This is a genomic window from Ruminococcus sporogenes (assembly GCF_054655175.1).
The window spans coordinates 329,980-345,879 of sequence record NZ_BAAHOA010000003.1 but is presented as its reverse complement, the minus strand read 5'-3'; the positions used below and the strand labels follow the sequence as shown (position 1 = coordinate 345,879).

Annotated in this window: 14 protein-coding genes; 5 read left to right on the top strand and 9 right to left on the bottom strand. The window is 41.2% G+C overall.

All coding sequences use genetic code 11. From position 1 onward, the window contains the following. The first annotated feature begins 68 nt into the window (after nt 1–68). Nucleotides 69–1,742, top strand: coding sequence for a peptide ABC transporter substrate-binding protein (locus ACYQ0N_RS11855; RefSeq protein ID WP_460162774.1), 1,674 nt, complete (start codon nt 69–71; stop codon nt 1,740–1,742). Nucleotides 1,743–1,922: 180 nt separating this feature from the next. Next, nucleotides 1,923–2,567, top strand: a complete 645-nt coding sequence (locus ACYQ0N_RS11850; protein ID WP_460162773.1) for a hypothetical protein — start codon at nt 1,923–1,925, stop codon at nt 2,565–2,567. Between the two features lie 71 nt (nt 2,568–2,638). On the opposite strand, the gene ACYQ0N_RS11845 is transcribed toward ACYQ0N_RS11850, so the two are convergent. The 8 genes from ACYQ0N_RS11845 to ACYQ0N_RS11810 all read right to left on the bottom strand — a co-directional run bounded on the left by ACYQ0N_RS11845 (nt 2,639) and on the right by ACYQ0N_RS11810 (nt 11,225). Next, complete coding sequence (locus ACYQ0N_RS11845; protein WP_177531744.1) at nt 2,639–3,226, bottom strand: DUF4364 family protein; 588 nt, start codon at nt 3,224–3,226, stop codon at nt 2,639–2,641. Between the two features lie 16 nt (nt 3,227–3,242). Next, complete coding sequence (aroC, locus tag ACYQ0N_RS11840) at nt 3,243–4,337, bottom strand: chorismate synthase (RefSeq protein ID WP_460162772.1); 1,095 nt, start codon at nt 4,335–4,337, stop codon at nt 3,243–3,245. After that, nucleotides 4,318–5,553: a 3-phosphoshikimate 1-carboxyvinyltransferase gene (gene aroA, locus ACYQ0N_RS11835; RefSeq protein ID WP_460162771.1), complete on the bottom strand. Its 1,236-nt coding sequence runs from the start codon at nt 5,551–5,553 to the stop codon at nt 4,318–4,320. Before aroA ends, aroC begins: the two co-directional genes overlap by 20 nt. 4 nt (nt 5,554–5,557) lie before the next feature. Continuing rightward, complete coding sequence (gene aroB, locus ACYQ0N_RS11830; protein ID WP_460162770.1) at nt 5,558–6,601, bottom strand: 3-dehydroquinate synthase; 1,044 nt, start codon at nt 6,599–6,601, stop codon at nt 5,558–5,560. Between the two features lie 148 nt (nt 6,602–6,749). Further along, nucleotides 6,750–8,273, bottom strand: a complete 1,524-nt coding sequence (gene xylB, locus ACYQ0N_RS11825) for a xylulokinase (protein ID WP_460162769.1) — start codon at nt 8,271–8,273, stop codon at nt 6,750–6,752. A gap of 4 nt (nt 8,274–8,277) precedes the next feature. Beyond that, nucleotides 8,278–8,748, bottom strand: a complete 471-nt coding sequence (locus tag ACYQ0N_RS11820) for a hypothetical protein (protein ID WP_460162768.1) — start codon at nt 8,746–8,748, stop codon at nt 8,278–8,280. Nucleotides 8,749–9,024: 276 nt separating this feature from the next. After that, nucleotides 9,025–10,350, bottom strand: a complete 1,326-nt coding sequence (gene xylA / locus ACYQ0N_RS11815; RefSeq protein ID WP_460162767.1) for a xylose isomerase — start codon at nt 10,348–10,350, stop codon at nt 9,025–9,027. A gap of 122 nt (nt 10,351–10,472) precedes the next feature. Beyond that, nucleotides 10,473–11,225, bottom strand: a complete 753-nt coding sequence (locus tag ACYQ0N_RS11810; RefSeq protein ID WP_177531738.1) for a hypothetical protein — start codon at nt 11,223–11,225, stop codon at nt 10,473–10,475. A gap of 213 nt (nt 11,226–11,438) precedes the next feature. Here ACYQ0N_RS11810 and ACYQ0N_RS11805 point away from each other — a divergent pair, with 213 nt between their 5' ends. From ACYQ0N_RS11805 to ACYQ0N_RS11795, 3 genes are read left to right on the top strand one after another with little or no spacing between them, the layout of a single operon-like run. After that, a complete protein-coding gene (locus tag ACYQ0N_RS11805) occupies nt 11,439–12,146 on the top strand; it encodes a TVP38/TMEM64 family protein (protein WP_177531737.1) in 708 nt (235 codons plus the stop codon). A 2-nt stretch (nt 12,147–12,148) separates the two neighbouring features. Further along, nucleotides 12,149–12,970 carry a PIN domain-containing protein gene (locus tag ACYQ0N_RS11800; protein ID WP_177531736.1) on the top strand — a complete coding sequence of 274 codons (822 nt, stop codon included), beginning with the start codon at nt 12,149–12,151 and terminating at the stop codon, nt 12,968–12,970. 14 nt (nt 12,971–12,984) lie between these two features. Continuing rightward, nucleotides 12,985–14,178 (top strand): MFS transporter, encoded by a 1,194-nt coding sequence (locus ACYQ0N_RS11795; RefSeq protein ID WP_177531735.1) that lies wholly within the window; start codon nt 12,985–12,987, stop codon nt 14,176–14,178. A 77-nt stretch (nt 14,179–14,255) separates the two neighbouring features. Here ACYQ0N_RS11795 and groL read toward each other — a convergent pair whose 3' ends face one another. Next, complete coding sequence (gene groL / locus ACYQ0N_RS11790) at nt 14,256–15,884, bottom strand: chaperonin GroEL (RefSeq protein WP_177531734.1); 1,629 nt, start codon at nt 15,882–15,884, stop codon at nt 14,256–14,258. Nucleotides 15,885–15,900: the final 16 nt, after the last annotated feature.

The following is a 15,900-nucleotide window of genomic DNA, read 5'->3' as shown; positions in this document are numbered from 1 at the left end:
GTTCATTGAGCATACCCGATTTTGATTTGAAATATAGAAACGCGAGACTTTTGGAAGGTGACTAAAAATTGCAGAACAAATTTATATATATATTAACCGCCGGATTGCTTGCGGTTTCCTCTATGTTTACAGGCTGTGAAAAGCAGAAGCCGGAGGGAGCGAATTATTCCTTTGATTATGCATTACCCGGTAACCCGGAAAGCCTTGATCCTCAATCCGCTTCTGACGAATGCTCTATGACTGTGATAGGCAATTTATTTTCCGGACTTATGAAAATAGACGACAGCGGTGTAATTGCTAAAAACATTGCTGAGGATTATACTGTATCAGACGACGGTCTGATATATACGTTTACATTGAGAAACGATTGCTATTGGTTTTTTGACAGCGATGATGACGAGGAGCCGGACAGCAATGAGCTAACGCCTGTTACGGCTTATGATTTTGAATTTGCTTTTCATAGGATATTTAATCCTGAAACGCATTCCCCTTTTCGGGAAAAGTTTGATTGTCTGAAAAATGCCGGCATGATTACAAATGGAGCGGCTGATTATACGGAAATCGGAGTTAAAGCCTTAAGCGATACTGAGCTTGTTTTTGAGCTTGAATATGCAAGCGCAGGATTTCTTAATTCGCTTTCGTCAACTGCGGCGATGCCCTGCAATGAGGAATTTTTTTACGGTACAAAGGGAAGGTATGGTCTTGACGATAAGTCTGTGGCTTCTAACGGTGCGTTTTTTATAAGACAATGGTTTTATGATCCTTATGGGCATGATAATTTTATATATATGAGAAGAAATGAAAAAAACAGTGAGTTTGACCGTATATATCCTTCTTATCTGAATTTCTATATTAAGAATTCTCAGAACGAATCCGCTGAAAGTTTTTCGGAAGCTTCATCAGACGTATTGCTGACTTTTGAATATGACGAAAAAAAGTATAAGGATAATGTAGTAAATAGTTATTATAATTATACGTTAGGTATAGTGATAAATTCGAAAAATGAAAGATATTCAAATCAGAATATCAGAAAGGCGTTGGCATACGGTATAGATAAAGCGTCCTTTGAAGGAAAGCTTTCAGACGATATGCTGGCTGCATACGGTTTAATTCCACCGGGCGTTTCTTTTCTGAATAAGAGCTACCGTGAAATAAATTCCGATAAGCTTGCGTCCTCCTCAAATTCCGACGGAAGTATGATTGATTACGATCCGGATAAGGCTGTTAGTTTCTTTGAAGCCGGAATGTCTCAGATGGGCCTTCAGTCCCTTGAAAATATCAAGCTGCTTGTTCCGGAGGGTATTATGGATACCGAATATCTTCATCTAGTTACTCAGAATTGGCAAACTCTATTTGGGTTTTATATTGGTATTGAGGAGGTTTCCTTTGACGAGTATGAAAGACGGCTTAGCGGAGGGGATTATATTATGGCGGTTTATCCTCTTACCGGCAGTTATAATAGTCCTTTAGCTGTTCTTGAGGAATTTGAATCCGGCAATAACGACTTCGGATATTCCAACGCTTCATTTCAGCAGTTAGTAGATGAAATAAAGCGGCTTGGAAATCATAATGACAGCGTTGAAAAATACATTAGCGCAGAAAAAATGATACTGAATGATTTTGTTTTTATTCCTGTTTTCTATAAAAAGGAATATCAGATATTGGGCGCTGGAAATCATGATATTATATTTGATCCATTTACAAAGCAGTTGTTTTTCAGGCATGCTAAATATTATGAATAATCGGCAGGGACGTTTTAACGTCCCTTTTTTTTGGAAATAAATTTTCCAATTATTGCATAAACCATATCCGGATAGAATAGAATATAAAATATATACGCCAAAACAAAACAAACGGAGGCGATATCTATTTTATATCAGTGCAATTTTTTAATTGGTGTTTTATCTTCCATTGCGATAGCTTTGGGAAGTGGACAGACTTCCGACCAAGCTTATAATCGGCAGAGAACTCTTTATAAGCAGGCAGATAAGTCTGCTGTAACAGAGGAACTGGTTGAAAGGGAAGCGGCAAGAGAAGAAACCGTTGAAGAAACGCAGAATGATGAGGAGATTACAGCGGAAGAAAGGAAAGCAGAAGACTCGACCGAAGAAGAGTATGAAGAATCTTATGAATCTGAGATTGAAAGCGTATTCTGTGAGGGATTTGATTCCTCGTTTAAGGCGTATATGGATTACAGGTGTATAACGGATACATCATCGGTTCAGTATGAAATGCAGCAGCAGGCTTATACTGACGGCAGAGGTTTCAGAAAAATAGGGGATGACTACTGCGTTGCGCTGGGAACAGGCTTTACAAGCGGCTGCGGCGAAAGATTTATGATTTATCTTGACAGCGGTTACAGCTTCAGCGCAGTCGTAGCGGATGTAAAGGCGGACATGCATACCGACTCAACTAATTGCTATGTTCCAAGGGGTGAAAATTCCGGTAACGTCGTTGAATTCATTATAGACAGCGACGCTGCGGAAAGCTGTATGCTTTCAAGCGGCAACGCCGGATATTATGATGATCTGAGCGGAAATATTGTTTCAATAGAATCTTTGGACTAAGTCGTTATATGGTTTTAGGTTAAATAAAAAGGAGCATGGCGCTTTAATTAGCGCCGTGCTCTTTTTTTAGATTATAAATCGTCAGGATTAAACTCTTCCTCTTTATTTTCCAAGGCAAAGCTTAGTATTTTACTATAAAATCCGGTTGGATTAAGCATTATTTTATTGCCAATCATTTCAGCCTGAGTACGGTCGGGAGCAAAAAGCTTTAAATCAAGCAGATCGTCTCCGATATCAAGGCAGCGGCAATGTACATAATAACCCTTATCAAGCTCTATATATTCGATTTTTACTTCGCTTTCATATTTAAGCTTTGCAAAATATCTTAGCGCTGCTTGAACTATCTTATCCCTGTAGGATTTGGGAACATAGCCTCTCAGCGTTTTTGCGCAGCTTATGCCCTTTTCTGTCAGGGTATAAATTTTTGTATTGTTTTTTCCGTCCTCAGAATGTATAGAATTATTTTTAATAAGATAGTCCATTGCGTCCTGATAGAAAAAGTAATTTATAATTTCAGTCGTTACTGCTATATCGTAAAGCTGTTCAGAATCAACAGGTTTGTTTATTCTGTAAAGAAGATAGCAGATAAGAATTTTTACTGTCTGAACGTCTTTAAGCTCAGTTGAAGCAAGCTCGGACATCTTTGAATAATTTTCCATTATTTTCACCGTATAATCAGATAAAGTTCGGATAATCAATCATATGAGATAATATACCAATATTAACCGCGGCTTCTACGCATGGTACTGCTCTTGGAACTATGCAGGGATCATGCCTGCCTTTAATGCTGAGAACATCGTTTTTCATATCGCCTAAATCTATCGTGTACTGCGGCTTCGAAATTGACGGAGTCGGTTTTATTGCGACATTGAGAGTTATCGGCATACCCGAAGAAATTCCTCCGAGGATTCCGCCGTGGTTGTTAGTTTTCGTTTTTACGTGCCCGCGTTCGTCAACATAAAAATCGTCGTTGTTCTGACTTCCTACCATTTTAGCTGTAAGGAATCCGGCGCCGAATTCAAGTCCCTTAACTGCGGGAATTCCGAATATTAATTGAGCCAGAGTATTTTCAAGTCCGTCGAATATCGGAGATCCTATTCCGGCAGGTACGTTTACGCAGGCGCATTCGATAATACCGCCGAGAGATTCGCAGCCGATTCTTGCCTTCTGAATATCTTCAAACATTTCCTCGCCTCGGCTGTCGTTTATCACGGGAAATTTCTTGTATCTTACATCAAGTATTTCATTTTTATTCACATTAGTTCTGTCAAACATATCATCTTTTATATTATGAATTTCAGCTATATGAGCGCCGGTATAAATACCTCTTTTTTCAAGTATTTGACCGCATATCGCTCCTGCAAAGCATAGGGGAGCCGTAAGTCGCCCCGAAAAATGTCCGCCGCCTCTGATATCGTTAAAGCCCTTGTATCTAACGGCGCCGGTGTAATCTGCATGACCGGGACGAGCAAGCTTTGAAATATTGGAATAATCCTTTGAGCGCGTGTCAGTATTCTGGATAAATGCACAGAGAGGAGTGCCCGTAGTTTTATCATTTATAAGACCGGACATTATCTGAGGCAGATCCTTCTCGCTTCTCATCGTAGTCGTTCCGTCTTTTTTCGGAGCTCTTCTTGAGAGAAACCGTCCAAGCTCTTCAATATCGATATGCTCTCCGGGCGGCAGATTGTCAATTACGACTCCGATAGCGGGACCGTGGGACTCTCCGAAAATAGAAATGGAAATGCGGTTATTCCAAAGTGATGACATTGACAGTTCCTCCTAAATTTATATAATCCCTGAAAAAATCCGGATATGATTTTTCAACTGATTCTGCGTTTTTTATAATAACCGGCTGACTGCATATTGTAGCGGCTATTGCGGCGCTCATCGCTATTCTGTGATCTCCTGCGCTGTCTGCCGTACCTCCCGTGAGTTCTGAGTGATGTATAATCAATCCGTCTTCGCTAGGAATAATTTTTCCGCCAAGCGCGTTGACCGCTTCGGCAGTAGCGGCGAGTCTGTCGCTTTCCTTTATTTTCAGGCGGGCTGCATTGTATATGACGGATTTTCCCTCACAGTAGGCTCCGAGCACTCCGAGTATAGGAACAAGATCCGGTACGTCGGACGCGTCAAGACGGAATCCGTCAGGTTTTTCATTATTATTATAGCATAAGCCGTTTATAATTTCAACAATTTTCTTATCACCCTGACTGCTGTTATCTGACAAATTATTTATTTTTATATCGCTTCCGAGAATATTTGCCACATAGAAAAATGCCGCCTGAGAATAATCGCCTTCCGCAGTAAGACTTACAGGTTTGTATTTTTGTCCGCCCTTTATATAATAGCCGTTACCGGTTTCAGATATTTTTACGCCGAATTTATCTAAGCACGAAATAGTCATATCTGCGTACGGCTTTGACTCAAGCCGAGATGTCAGAACAATTTCCGAATCATTTTCAAGAAGAGGCAGAGCGAATAAGAGTCCTGTTACAAATTGGGAGGAAACGTTTCCCTCAAGCTTAAAGATACCGGATCTGAGCTTTCCGCTGACAGTAAACGGCATGGTGTTATTGTAATCAAAATGGATTCCCTTTTCGGAAAGCTCTCGTATATACGGAGTTATCGGTCTTTCCGGCAAACGTCCGCGACCGCTGTATACAGCGCTTATACCGAGAGCCGAGGTTACCGGTATTAAAAAACGCAGTGTAGAGCCGCTTTCGGCGCAGTTTATATCTGCAGTTTCAGGAGTATTTTCTGATAATCCTTTTACGGTAACAGTATTTCCTGAAACTCCGATTTCGGCGCCTATTGCTTTAAGAGCGTCAATGGTGGCGTAGATATCCTGAGAAAATGTAACGTTTGAAATTACGGAAACTCCGTCAGCCAGAGCAGCGCTGATAAGGGCTCTGTGCACTATACTTTTAGAAGCCGGTATACTGACGTTTCCTCTCAGCTTTGAAGGTATGATTTTAATATCCATGCTTTCAGTCCCCCATGAGATTTTCAAATTCCGCAATTGTGATCTTTTCAATTATCGCTTTTCCGATGTCAGGGCATATTATGTAATTTATATTTCCGCTTTCACGCTTTTTATCATTAGAGCAAAGCTTTAGTAACTCATGAATCGGAGCATCAGACTTAACGGGCAGGTTATATGCGGTAACGCATTTTTTTAGCTTGTCCAGTATTTTTTTATCGCCGGTTTTTTCTGTAATCATGCACATACCGATCGCTACTGCGCTTCCATGCGTATATTTTTCATAGTTATAATAGCTTTCTATAGCGTGTCCCAGCGTATGACCGAAATTTAGGATCATTCTTTCTCCCGTATCAAATTCGTCGTTTTCAACTACGTCACGTTTGATAGATATACTTGTGTAAACCACGTCGTCTATAATTTCAAAAATGTTTTTTATATTATGCGAAGCAATAAGCTCGAAAAGTCTATTGTCGCGAATCATTCCATACTTGATGGCTTCCGCCATTCCGTCGGAAAGTATGGTTTCGGAAAGTGTGGACAAAACGTCCGGATCACAGATAACGCAGGCCGGTTGTTTAAAAGCTCCGACCAGGTTTTTTCCGCATGGTAGATCAATTGCGGTTTTTCCGCCGACAGAGGAATCAACTTGAGCTAAAAGCGTTGTCGGTATCTGTATATAGTCAAGTCCTCTTAAAAACGTAGCTGCCGCAAAGCCTGTTATATCTCCGACGACGCCGCCTCCGAGAGCTATAACGCAGTCTGTACGCGTTATGTTATTTTCACAGAGAAAGTTATAAATTTCGTTAAGCGTTTCTGTTGATTTTGAGCCTTCACCGTTTTTAAAAACAAATTTGCAGACTGTAAAGCCTGAGCTTTCAAGTGAATCTACGACGGCTTTTCCATAAAGTCTGTCAACGATATCATCAGTTATGATTGCAGTTTTACGGGTTTTTACCGTTTCGGATATGACGGCTCCGCATTTATTTAAGATTCCTCTTTCTATATATATATTATATGGCGTGCTTGTTTTTACAATTATAGTTTTCATAATGCTCCTCCGGAAAAATGCGCGTTTTTAATCGGCAAATAAACTTATGTTTATTATATCACAATGTTTTATGCATTTCAAGGCATTAAAGTGTAAACCGAAAAAATATATGACCTAAGAATGATTATCTTAGGTCATATTTGTTAGATTATAATTTTGCAAGAACCTTAAACTTATCCTTTAATGCGGGGTAAATTTCAGTATACAACTTGTAACAGCTATCATACTTAGGGATATTTTCTGAAATAGGCTGCTGTGTTTTGTCCGTTTTTACTATAGCGCTGCACGCCTCCGGAACAGAGCTGTAAATTCCTGCACCTACAGCTGCAAGTATTGCGGCGCCGAGAGCAGGGCCCTCCTTTGACGCCGAAGTTTTAACAGGGCATTTATAAAGGTCGGCAAGCATCTGCCGCCACAACGATGAAGTTCCTCCGCCGCCGCAGGCCGTCATATCGCTTATATCAATGCCCATTTCACGGCAGATTTCAAAACAGTCGCGAAGGGAATAGGCAACCCCTTCCATAACGGCTCTCAGCATATCCCTTTTTGTGTGGATTGCCGAAAGTCCGAAAAATACTCCTCTTGCGTCAGGGTCAAGGTGAGGCGTTCTTTCGCCCATTAGATACGGAAGATAAAGCAGGCGGTTTGCCCCGACGGGAACGTTTTCCGCTTCCTTATCCATAAGATAATATTCGTCGACGCCCATAAGCCTTGCCGTTTCTTTTTCGGCGCTGCTGAAATTATCCCTGAACCATTTCAGCGAAAGTCCTGCGCCTTGAGTAACGCCCATAATGTGCCATGAATTAGGTACGGCCGCGCAGCATGTATGCACTCTGCCCTTAGGATCAATTGAAATATTTGACGTATGTGCAAATACGACTCCTGAGGTACCTATTGTTGTAAACGCTTTTCCGTCTTCGACAACTCCTGTGCCAACAGCAGCAGCTGCGTTATCTCCTGCGCCGCCTACAACAGGAGTGCCCTCGCAAAGACCGAGAACATCAGCCATGCCTTTTGTAAGCGTTCCCGTAACCTCGCAGGACTCGTAAATATTGCCTAGCATTGACATATCAATTCCGAGCGTATCGCATACCTCTTTGCTCCAGCAGCGGTTTGCAACGTCTAAAAGCTGCATTCCGGACGCGTCCGAAACCTCTGTTGCATATTCGTTTGTAAGGACGAATCTCAAGAAGTCCTTTGGCAAAAGAATATGACGGCACTTTTCGTAAATATCAGGCTCGTTGTTTTTTACCCAAAGAATTTTTGCGGCTGTCCAGCCTGTCAGCGCAGGATTGGCGGTGATTTCAATAAGCTTTTTTTCGCCGAGCCTGCTGTTCATTTCAGCGACTTCGTTGGCTGTCCTCTGATCGCACCAGATAATTGATTTTCTGAGTACGTTATTATCCTTATCAAGCATAACGAGACCGTGCATCTGACCGGAAATACCGATTCCTTTTACGTTCTCTTTTTTAACGCCGCTTTTAGCCATAACGGCTTTGATCGTATCAATCATAGCGGAAGCCCAGTCGTTGGGATCCTGTTCCGCATAGCCGTTTTTAGGCTGATACATTGGATATTCGATAGTGTGTGAAGCAACGACTGTTCCAAGCTCGTCAAAGAGGACTGTCTTTGTGCCGCTTGTTCCGCAGTCTACGCCTATAATGTATGACATGTTACTATTCCTTTCTGCTTTTTATTTTTTTATAAACCGTATTTATATATTCGCATATTTTTAAATAAATAATCAAAATAATATTAATGCAAATTGGCATAGGTGCAATAAAAAATATAGCATATATAATCCACATTCCGCCCGGTCCTCCTCCGCCCTCTGTCGGTTGAGGAACATGATGTATAAATTTAAGGTAAATAGAGTATATTATGAAAATATAAAAATATTGAAAAACAACGCTTATACATCTTACACCTGTTACATATATATTATTCTTATGTTTATATATTAAATGGTAATATAAAAAGATTGTTAATATATACATCGTCAAAAACATAAATTTAAATACAATATTACTCATTTTATATAGATAATTTATATATAACTGAGTTGTTGCAATTTCCAATAAGGAAATTATTAAGGAAAAAAGAGCATTTTTCCATGTTTTAAATGGAATATTATTATTAACCTTCATTTTTATTATTTCTCCAATTCCGAATATTTGCAAAAACAAACATATCGTCGAAACAATACTTTACTGCACATTTTTCATAATTATTATACCTATGTTTAATAAATAAGGGCGCTTTTTCATTTGCAAAAAAGCACCCTCTTAACGTTTGAAACGTCAATTCACCAGAAAAAACGCATTAATACGGCAAGGTATTCCGCCGTATGAAAACGCGACGTCAGGGACTCTGTCCCTTGCCCCTGTGATTCTTTAAAAAGGCTTGAGCTGAACTTTTGCTAATTAAAGACTAAACATAATATCGTTCATGATATTTTCAAGCATTTCCTGACGGCCGCTGTCCAGAGAATCTGTAACCTCGCCCTTTTCAAGCGCGTACTTTTCAAGGTAAGCCATATCAGCCTTTCCGTCAATAATGTCTTTTCCGACGCCTGTTGTCCAGCTTGCATATCTGTCAGCGACAAACTTATCGATTCTGCCGTCGTCAATCATCTTCTGAGCAATCTTGAGACCGAGAGCAAATGCGTCCATACCTGCAATGTAGCTGTGGAAGATATCCTCCAGCTCAAAAGAGCCTCTTCTTGCCTTAGCGTCAAAGTTCAGACCGCCGTTTGTAAAACCGCCTGCCTTTAAAACTTCATACATGCAAAGAGCAGTGTCGTAAACGTTTGTAGGGAACTGGTCAGTATCCCAGCCGAGCAACGGATCGCCCTGATTCGCGTCGATTGAGCCAAACACGCCGTTTTCTCTGGCAACTCTCAGCTCATGCTGGAATGTGTGCTGTGCAAGCGTTGCGTGGTTTGCTTCGATGTTCATTTTGAAATCCTTGTCAAGGCCGTACTTGCGTAGGAAGCCGAGAACCGTCGCAGTGTCAAAGTCATATTGGTGCTTTGTCGGTTCCTTTGGCTTCGGCTCAATATAGAAATCGCCCTTATATCCGATTGAACGCGCATAGTCGACGGTCATTCTCATAAGACGCGCCATGTTGTCCTGTTCAAGTCCCATATTTGTGTTAAGGAGAGTTTCATAGCCCTCGCGTCCGCCCCAGAATACATAGCCGTTGCCTCCGAGCTTAACTGTCGTTTCAACAGCCTTTTTAATCTGAGCCGCGGAGAAAGCGAAAACGTCGGCAGACGGAGACGTTCCGGCTCCGTGCATGAATCGCGGGTGGTCAAAGCACTTGGCAGTACCCCAGAGACACTTCTTTGAAGTATCAGCCTTCATTTTTTCTGCTATATAATCTGTAATTTCATCTAACTTAGCGTTTGTTTCCGAAAGAGAACCGTATTCAGGGGAAAGATCGCGGTCATGGAAACAGAAATAATCTATTGAAAGCTTGTCCATAATTTCAAAGGCGGCGTCAACCTTAGCCTTTGCTCTTGCAGCGGAGTCGTCCTCGCCCCATGTCTTGTCAGTAGTGCCGCAGCCGAACATATCGGTTCCGTCGCCGCCCATAGTATGCCACCATGAAAGCGCGAACTTGAGCTGCTCCTTCATAGTTTTTCCGCCTATAACTTCATCCGGATTGTAGTGCTTGAAAGCAAGCGGGTTTTTAGAATCCTTTCCTTCAAAAGAGATTTTTCCTATACCTTTAAAAAATTCGCTCATATTATCCTCCTGTATGATTATATTCTTGGTTTTGGACAGATTTCAGGTAATATCTGAGTTTTACCTTAACCTGTCTTAATTTAAAACGCCGCTTAAACGCCTGGTTTATAACGGCGTCTAATTTACATAAAGTCAAAGGAACGGGATTCCTTTTCAAACCATTTACCCCTTTTTGCCTGTTCAGGCGTAAACCATCTTTCTCCGTTTATATAAAGATCGTCGTCCTTCCATTCAAGCTCAACCTCGGTTTTCGGTCTTTTAACGCAAAGCTTGCGGTCATATCCTTTTACCTTGAAGGTTACAAGAGCATATTTTTTATCAAGAAAATTAGGTTCGAGTATAACGGACGTGCTTCCGTTTGAACTGTCGGTCGTTTCAATTACTTCGTAGCGGTATTTGCCGGAAGGCGATACCCCGCTTTCTATTGTTTCCTTTATTGCCGGAGAAGCCAAAAAGCTTGTAAATATAAAATATGCCAAAGCTGCTAATATATAAGTCAGAAGATATATGGTTCCAAGCAGCGTTTTTGCAGCTTCGTTAGAGCCGCTGGCGAAAAATATAACTATTGCGCAGACCGCCAGAGGAATTATCATTTCCCATGAGCCGAAGCATAAAAGCACAACGGGAAGCAGGGCGGGGAACATAATAAACCCCGAAATCTTAGTCATAAGCTGTTTTCTTGAATAAATCATAGCCGCGCCTGCCACAATAGAAATAACTGTTAATAACAGACAGAACGCTATTCTTTGGGTTATAATGATTTCATAGAAAACTGCATGATACGATAATATACAGATAAATATTGCGTAGAGGAGACCTAAAGCCGAAGCTCCTCTTTTAAGCCAGATGTTTGAATGGAGTTTGGCGCTTTTCATTAATTTCCCCTTTCAAATGCGTTTTAAAGGACTTTATTCTAAATAATGTTATATTGCTTTTTTAAGACAATACATATTATATCATTATTTTTTTAAAGTTACAAGTGTTTATGGAAAAAATCATCTTGCAAAATCTAAAAAAAATGCTATAATTATTGTTGGATAGTTATAAAAAATCATAATAAAAACATACAGAGGGAAGGAACGCAAAAAATGACTAAACAAAAAAAGATATTGAAAATATCTTTTGTTATATTTATGGTTTTATTATGCGCCGTACTGACGATATTCGTTCTCGTTCCGTTTATCAGACTTCTCGCTACCGAGCAGGGACGCGATATGATTCAGAAAAGAGTGGAAGGCTTCGGAATTTTCGCTCCGGTTTTATTTGTTCTTATGGAAATAACTCATATTGTGCTGGCTTTTATTCCGGGAGGGCCGGTTGAAATAATCGGCGGAGTGCTTTTCGGCGCTTTCTGGGGGCTTGTTTTATGTGAAATCGGTATTTTTGCCGCAACCGTAATAATATATAATCTTGTTAAAAAATTCGGTAAACCGTTGGTGGACGCTTTTGTGCCGGAGGATAAGTTCAAAAAATTCAAGTTTCTTCATGACGAGAAAAAGCTTGAGCTGATTGTATTCATCATACTTATGATTCCCGGAACCCCCAAAGACGTGATATCATATATGACTTCGCTTACGGATATTAACCGCTACAGGTTTTATTTTATAGCTACTCTGGCCAGAATTCCGTCCGTAACCTCGTCCGCATTTATGGGAGCGACGCTTGGAAACGGAAAGCCTGTAATTACGGTTATTATTTTTCTAATAACCGGAGCTGTGGGAATTATCGGGATTTTTCTGAATAATTATATTACTAACAGCAGACAAAAAAAGAGTATTGAAAAAGGAGAACAATAATAATGTCTATATATTTAGTCGATTATGAAAACGTCAATGCGGACGGCTTTAGGGGTATTGAAAAGCTTGGAAAAAATGACAGCGTCTATGTTTTTTATACGACCAATGCCGGTAATTTATCGTTTGAGGCTCATAAAAAATTAGTGGAATCCAGCGCTGAGATAAAGTATTTTTCCGTTTCTGCGGGAAAAAATGCCCTTGATTTTCAGCTTACAATGTTTGCAGGCTATATTTTAGGAAAGGGCACTACTCAGAACATATATATAATAAGCAATGATAAAGGGTTTGACGCTAATTTATCCTTCTATGACAATTATCTTTATGCCGAAGGCGTTGAGATCGTCCGTCATACTTCGATCGCGGGAACCTTTGTATCTAAGGAAAAGCCGTCTAAGGTCAGGATAGTAAAATCCGATAACGGTCGTGCGGACAGCCTCTATAATTCCTTATGCGATCTTCTTCCCGCTTATTCCTCATGCGATATAATTAATATAAGCGCGGTGTTGCTGGGAACGTCAGATAAGCAGGATTTTCACAGAGAGCTGGTTGCGCGTTTCAAGCAGGAAAGGGGAGAGGAAATTTACGGCGCCCTTAAATCTGATTTTACTGAATTGAAGAAATTTGATTCTACTTATCAGAAATTGCGTTCTATTTTACCTGATTATTCTCCGTCGGAAATCATAAAAATCAATTCCGTTTTGCAGAAGTCAAAGGATAAAAACTCCTTTTACAGAGAGCTTGTTTCTAAGTTTGGTCAGAGTCATGGAACGGAGATATATAATCTATTAAAATCAGAATACATAAATCTTAAGAAAACGGCGTGAGGATACTAACTGATATGTATGATAATAGGGATAAAGCAGCGAAAAAGAATCAGATGATCGCAGCGGTTATGTGCAGCGTTCTTATGATAGTGCTCGGCATGAGCGATTCGCTTCGCGGCGTATTTGCGCCGGTTTTTAAAGAAACGTTCGGACTTTCAAATACAAAAGTGTCGATGATTATATCAGTAAGCTATGCGGGAAATCTTATTTTTCTATTTATAGGCGGAAAGCTGCTGGATACCTTTAAAAAAAAGACTGTTATGCTATGCACGCTTTTAATGTGGATGTCTGCGCTGCTGCTGTATTTTTTCACAAAAAGCTATACGCTGCTTTTATGCGGAATGATATTTTCAATGGGCGCGTCGACGCTTTTGTCTACAAGCGTAAATATAATAACGCCTATACTTTTCATGTCGCCGGGACTGATGATGAATCTTTTTAATTTTACGCAAGGCGTAGGAATAAGCGGGGGACAGAATGCCGCCGCTGTTTTTGCAGACGGTTTCCGGTCATGGCAGATAATCAATTTAGTTATGTTCGGCGTTGGCGTCGCAGCGTTTTTTCTGCTTTTAGCCGTTAAAATACCTGATATTAGTACCGATAAGAATATTAAGCCGACTACATATATGAGTATAATAAAAAATCCGGCTTTTTTTCTGCTGATCCTGATGTGCGGATTTTATTATATACCGGAGCACGGACTTCAGAATTGGCTTACCACTTATGCCTCTGAGCATCTTGGATTTACAGTTTCTGAGGGCTCGTTTTTTACTGGACTGTTTTATGCATTTATGACAGTAGGGCGATTGATTTTTGCAGTTTTGGTGAATAAGCTCGGTCCGAAAAAGAGCCTTTTTATATTTTCGGTATTTTATTCCGTCCTGTATATTGTCGGTGTCGCAGCGGGAAAAAGCGGGATGTATATACTTTGTGCGGCCGGACTGGGAAATTCTGTTCTTTGGCCGACCTTTATCTATCTTATTCAGCTTTATTATCCTCCGGAATCCAGAGGAAAAGCCGTGGGGCTTGTAACAGGGCTTTCCACATTTTTTGATATCGGCTTCAACGCTCTGTTTGGTGCGTTGACTGAAAGGATAGGCTTTGCGGTAAGCATTTATATACTTCCCGCGGCGTCGGTTTTATTCCTTGTTCCTTTTTCTATTCTGGTTTTCGGCGTGAAAAAAAGCAGGGAGATAGAAAATCTATAAGAAAAATCCCCGTAAGCTTATTTAAGCAACGGGGATTAATTTTTATATATTTATTGAATTTTATAAGAATGTGTTTATTAATAACCCATTCCCATTCCGCCCTGAGGCATTGCGGGAGCAGGCTCCGGAGCAGGAATATCGGCTACCAGGCTTTCAGTTGTCAGTACCATTGCTGCAACGGAAGCCGCGTTCTGGAGTGCGGAACGTGTAACCTTTGTAGGATCAACGATTCCCGCCTGAATCATATCCACATAGGTTTCATTATAAGCGTCGAAACCGTAGCCTACTTTACCTGAGCGCTTAATTGTATCAATTATAACGCTGCCCTCAAGACCTGCGTTAAGAGCGATCTGGCGAACCGGTTCTTCAAGAGCTCTGAGTATGATCTGCGCGCCGGTTTTTTCGTCGCCGTCAAGGGAAGGAAGCATTTCTTCAACAGCAGGAATCGCATTGATGAGAGAAGTGCCGCCGCCTGCAACGATACCTTCTTCAACGGCAGCCTTTGTAGCTGCAAGAGCGTCCTCTATTCTAAGCTTCTTTTCCTTCATTTCAATTTCAGTAGCGGCGCCGACCTTTATAACGGCAACGCCTCCTGCAAGCTTGGCAAGTCTTTCCTGAAGCTTTTCCTTGTCAAAGTCAGACGTTGTTGTTTCAATCTGAGATTTGATCTGTGAAACTCTGCTCTTGATCGCGTCAGCGTCGCCCATACCGTCTACAATGATAGTATTTTCCTTCTGGATAACTACCTGTCTTGCGCGGCCAAGCTGTTCAACTGTAGTTTCCTTAAGCTCAAGGCCGAGCTCTTCAGAAATAACCTCGCCGCCTGTCAGGATGGCAATATCCTTAAGCATTTCCTTACGTCTGTCGCCGAAACCTGGAGCTTTAACGGCAGCGCACTTGAAAGTGCCCCTAAGATTATTGAGTATAAGCGTTGTGAGCGCTTCGCCCTCGATATCCTCTGCAATGATAACAAGCTTCTTGCCCGACTGAACAAGCTGTTCAAGAAGAGGAAGGATTTCCTGAATCGAGGAGATCTTCTTATCTGTAATAAGAACATATGGATCGTCGTAAACAGCTTCCATTTTTTCGGTATCCGTTACCATGTATGGTGAAATATAGCCTCTGTCAAACTGCATTCCTTCTACAACCTCGCTGTAAGTTTCAGCAGTTTTGCTTTCTTCAATTGTTATAACGCCTTCCGCCGTAACCTTTTCCATTGCGTCGGCAATCAGCTTTCCGACTGTTTCGTCTGCTGAAGAAACGGTTGCGACTCTGGCGATGTCGTCGCTACCCTCAACCTTTTTAGAATTTGCGATAACAGTTCCGACTGCCGTTTCAACAGCCTTTGCCATACCCTTTTTAACTATCATCGGGTTTGCGCCGGCCGCGATATTCTTCATACCCTCGCGAATCATTGCCTGTGCGAGAAGAGTAGCTGTGGTCGTACCGTCTCCTGCCGCGTCGTTAGTCTTAGTTGCAACTTCCTTGAGCATCTGAGCGCCCATATTTTCGAACGCGTCCTCAAGCTCGATTTCCTTAGCTATTGTTACGCCGTCGTTAGTAATCAGCGGAGCGCCGAATTTTTTATCGAGAACAACGTTTCTTCCCTTAGGACCAAGCGTTATTTTAACAGTATCGGCAAGCTTGTCAATGCCTGTCTGAAGGGATTTTCTTGCTTCTTCTCCGTATTTAATATCCTTTGCCATAAATATCAGACTCCTT

Excerpts from the sequence above, each read along its gene's own strand:
- ACYQ0N_RS11845 (WP_177531744.1), bottom strand. The coding sequence starts at position 3,226 with ATGGAAAATTATTCAAAGATGTCCGAGCTTGCTTCAACTGAGCTTAAA.
- aroC (WP_460162772.1), bottom strand. The coding sequence starts at position 4,337 with ATGTCATCACTTTGGAATAACCGCATTTCCATTTCTATTTTCGGAGAG.
- aroA (WP_460162771.1), bottom strand. The coding sequence starts at position 5,553 with ATGGATATTAAAATCATACCTTCAAAGCTGAGAGGAAACGTCAGTATA.
- aroB (WP_460162770.1), bottom strand. The coding sequence starts at position 6,601 with ATGAAAACTATAATTGTAAAAACAAGCACGCCATATAATATATATATA.
- xylB (WP_460162769.1), bottom strand. The coding sequence starts at position 8,273 with ATGTCATACATTATAGGCGTAGACTGCGGAACAAGCGGCACAAAGACA.
- ACYQ0N_RS11820 (WP_460162768.1), bottom strand. The coding sequence starts at position 8,748 with ATGAAGGTTAATAATAATATTCCATTTAAAACATGGAAAAATGCTCTT.
- xylA (WP_460162767.1), bottom strand. The coding sequence starts at position 10,350 with ATGAGCGAATTTTTTAAAGGTATAGGAAAAATCTCTTTTGAAGGAAAG.
- ACYQ0N_RS11810 (WP_177531738.1), bottom strand. The coding sequence starts at position 11,225 with ATGAAAAGCGCCAAACTCCATTCAAACATCTGGCTTAAAAGAGGAGCT.
- ACYQ0N_RS11805 (WP_177531737.1), top strand. The coding sequence starts at position 11,439 with ATGACTAAACAAAAAAAGATATTGAAAATATCTTTTGTTATATTTATG.
- ACYQ0N_RS11800 (WP_177531736.1), top strand. The coding sequence starts at position 12,149 with ATGTCTATATATTTAGTCGATTATGAAAACGTCAATGCGGACGGCTTT.
- ACYQ0N_RS11795 (WP_177531735.1), top strand. The coding sequence starts at position 12,985 with ATGTATGATAATAGGGATAAAGCAGCGAAAAAGAATCAGATGATCGCA.
- groL (WP_177531734.1), bottom strand. The coding sequence starts at position 15,884 with ATGGCAAAGGATATTAAATACGGAGAAGAAGCAAGAAAATCCCTTCAG.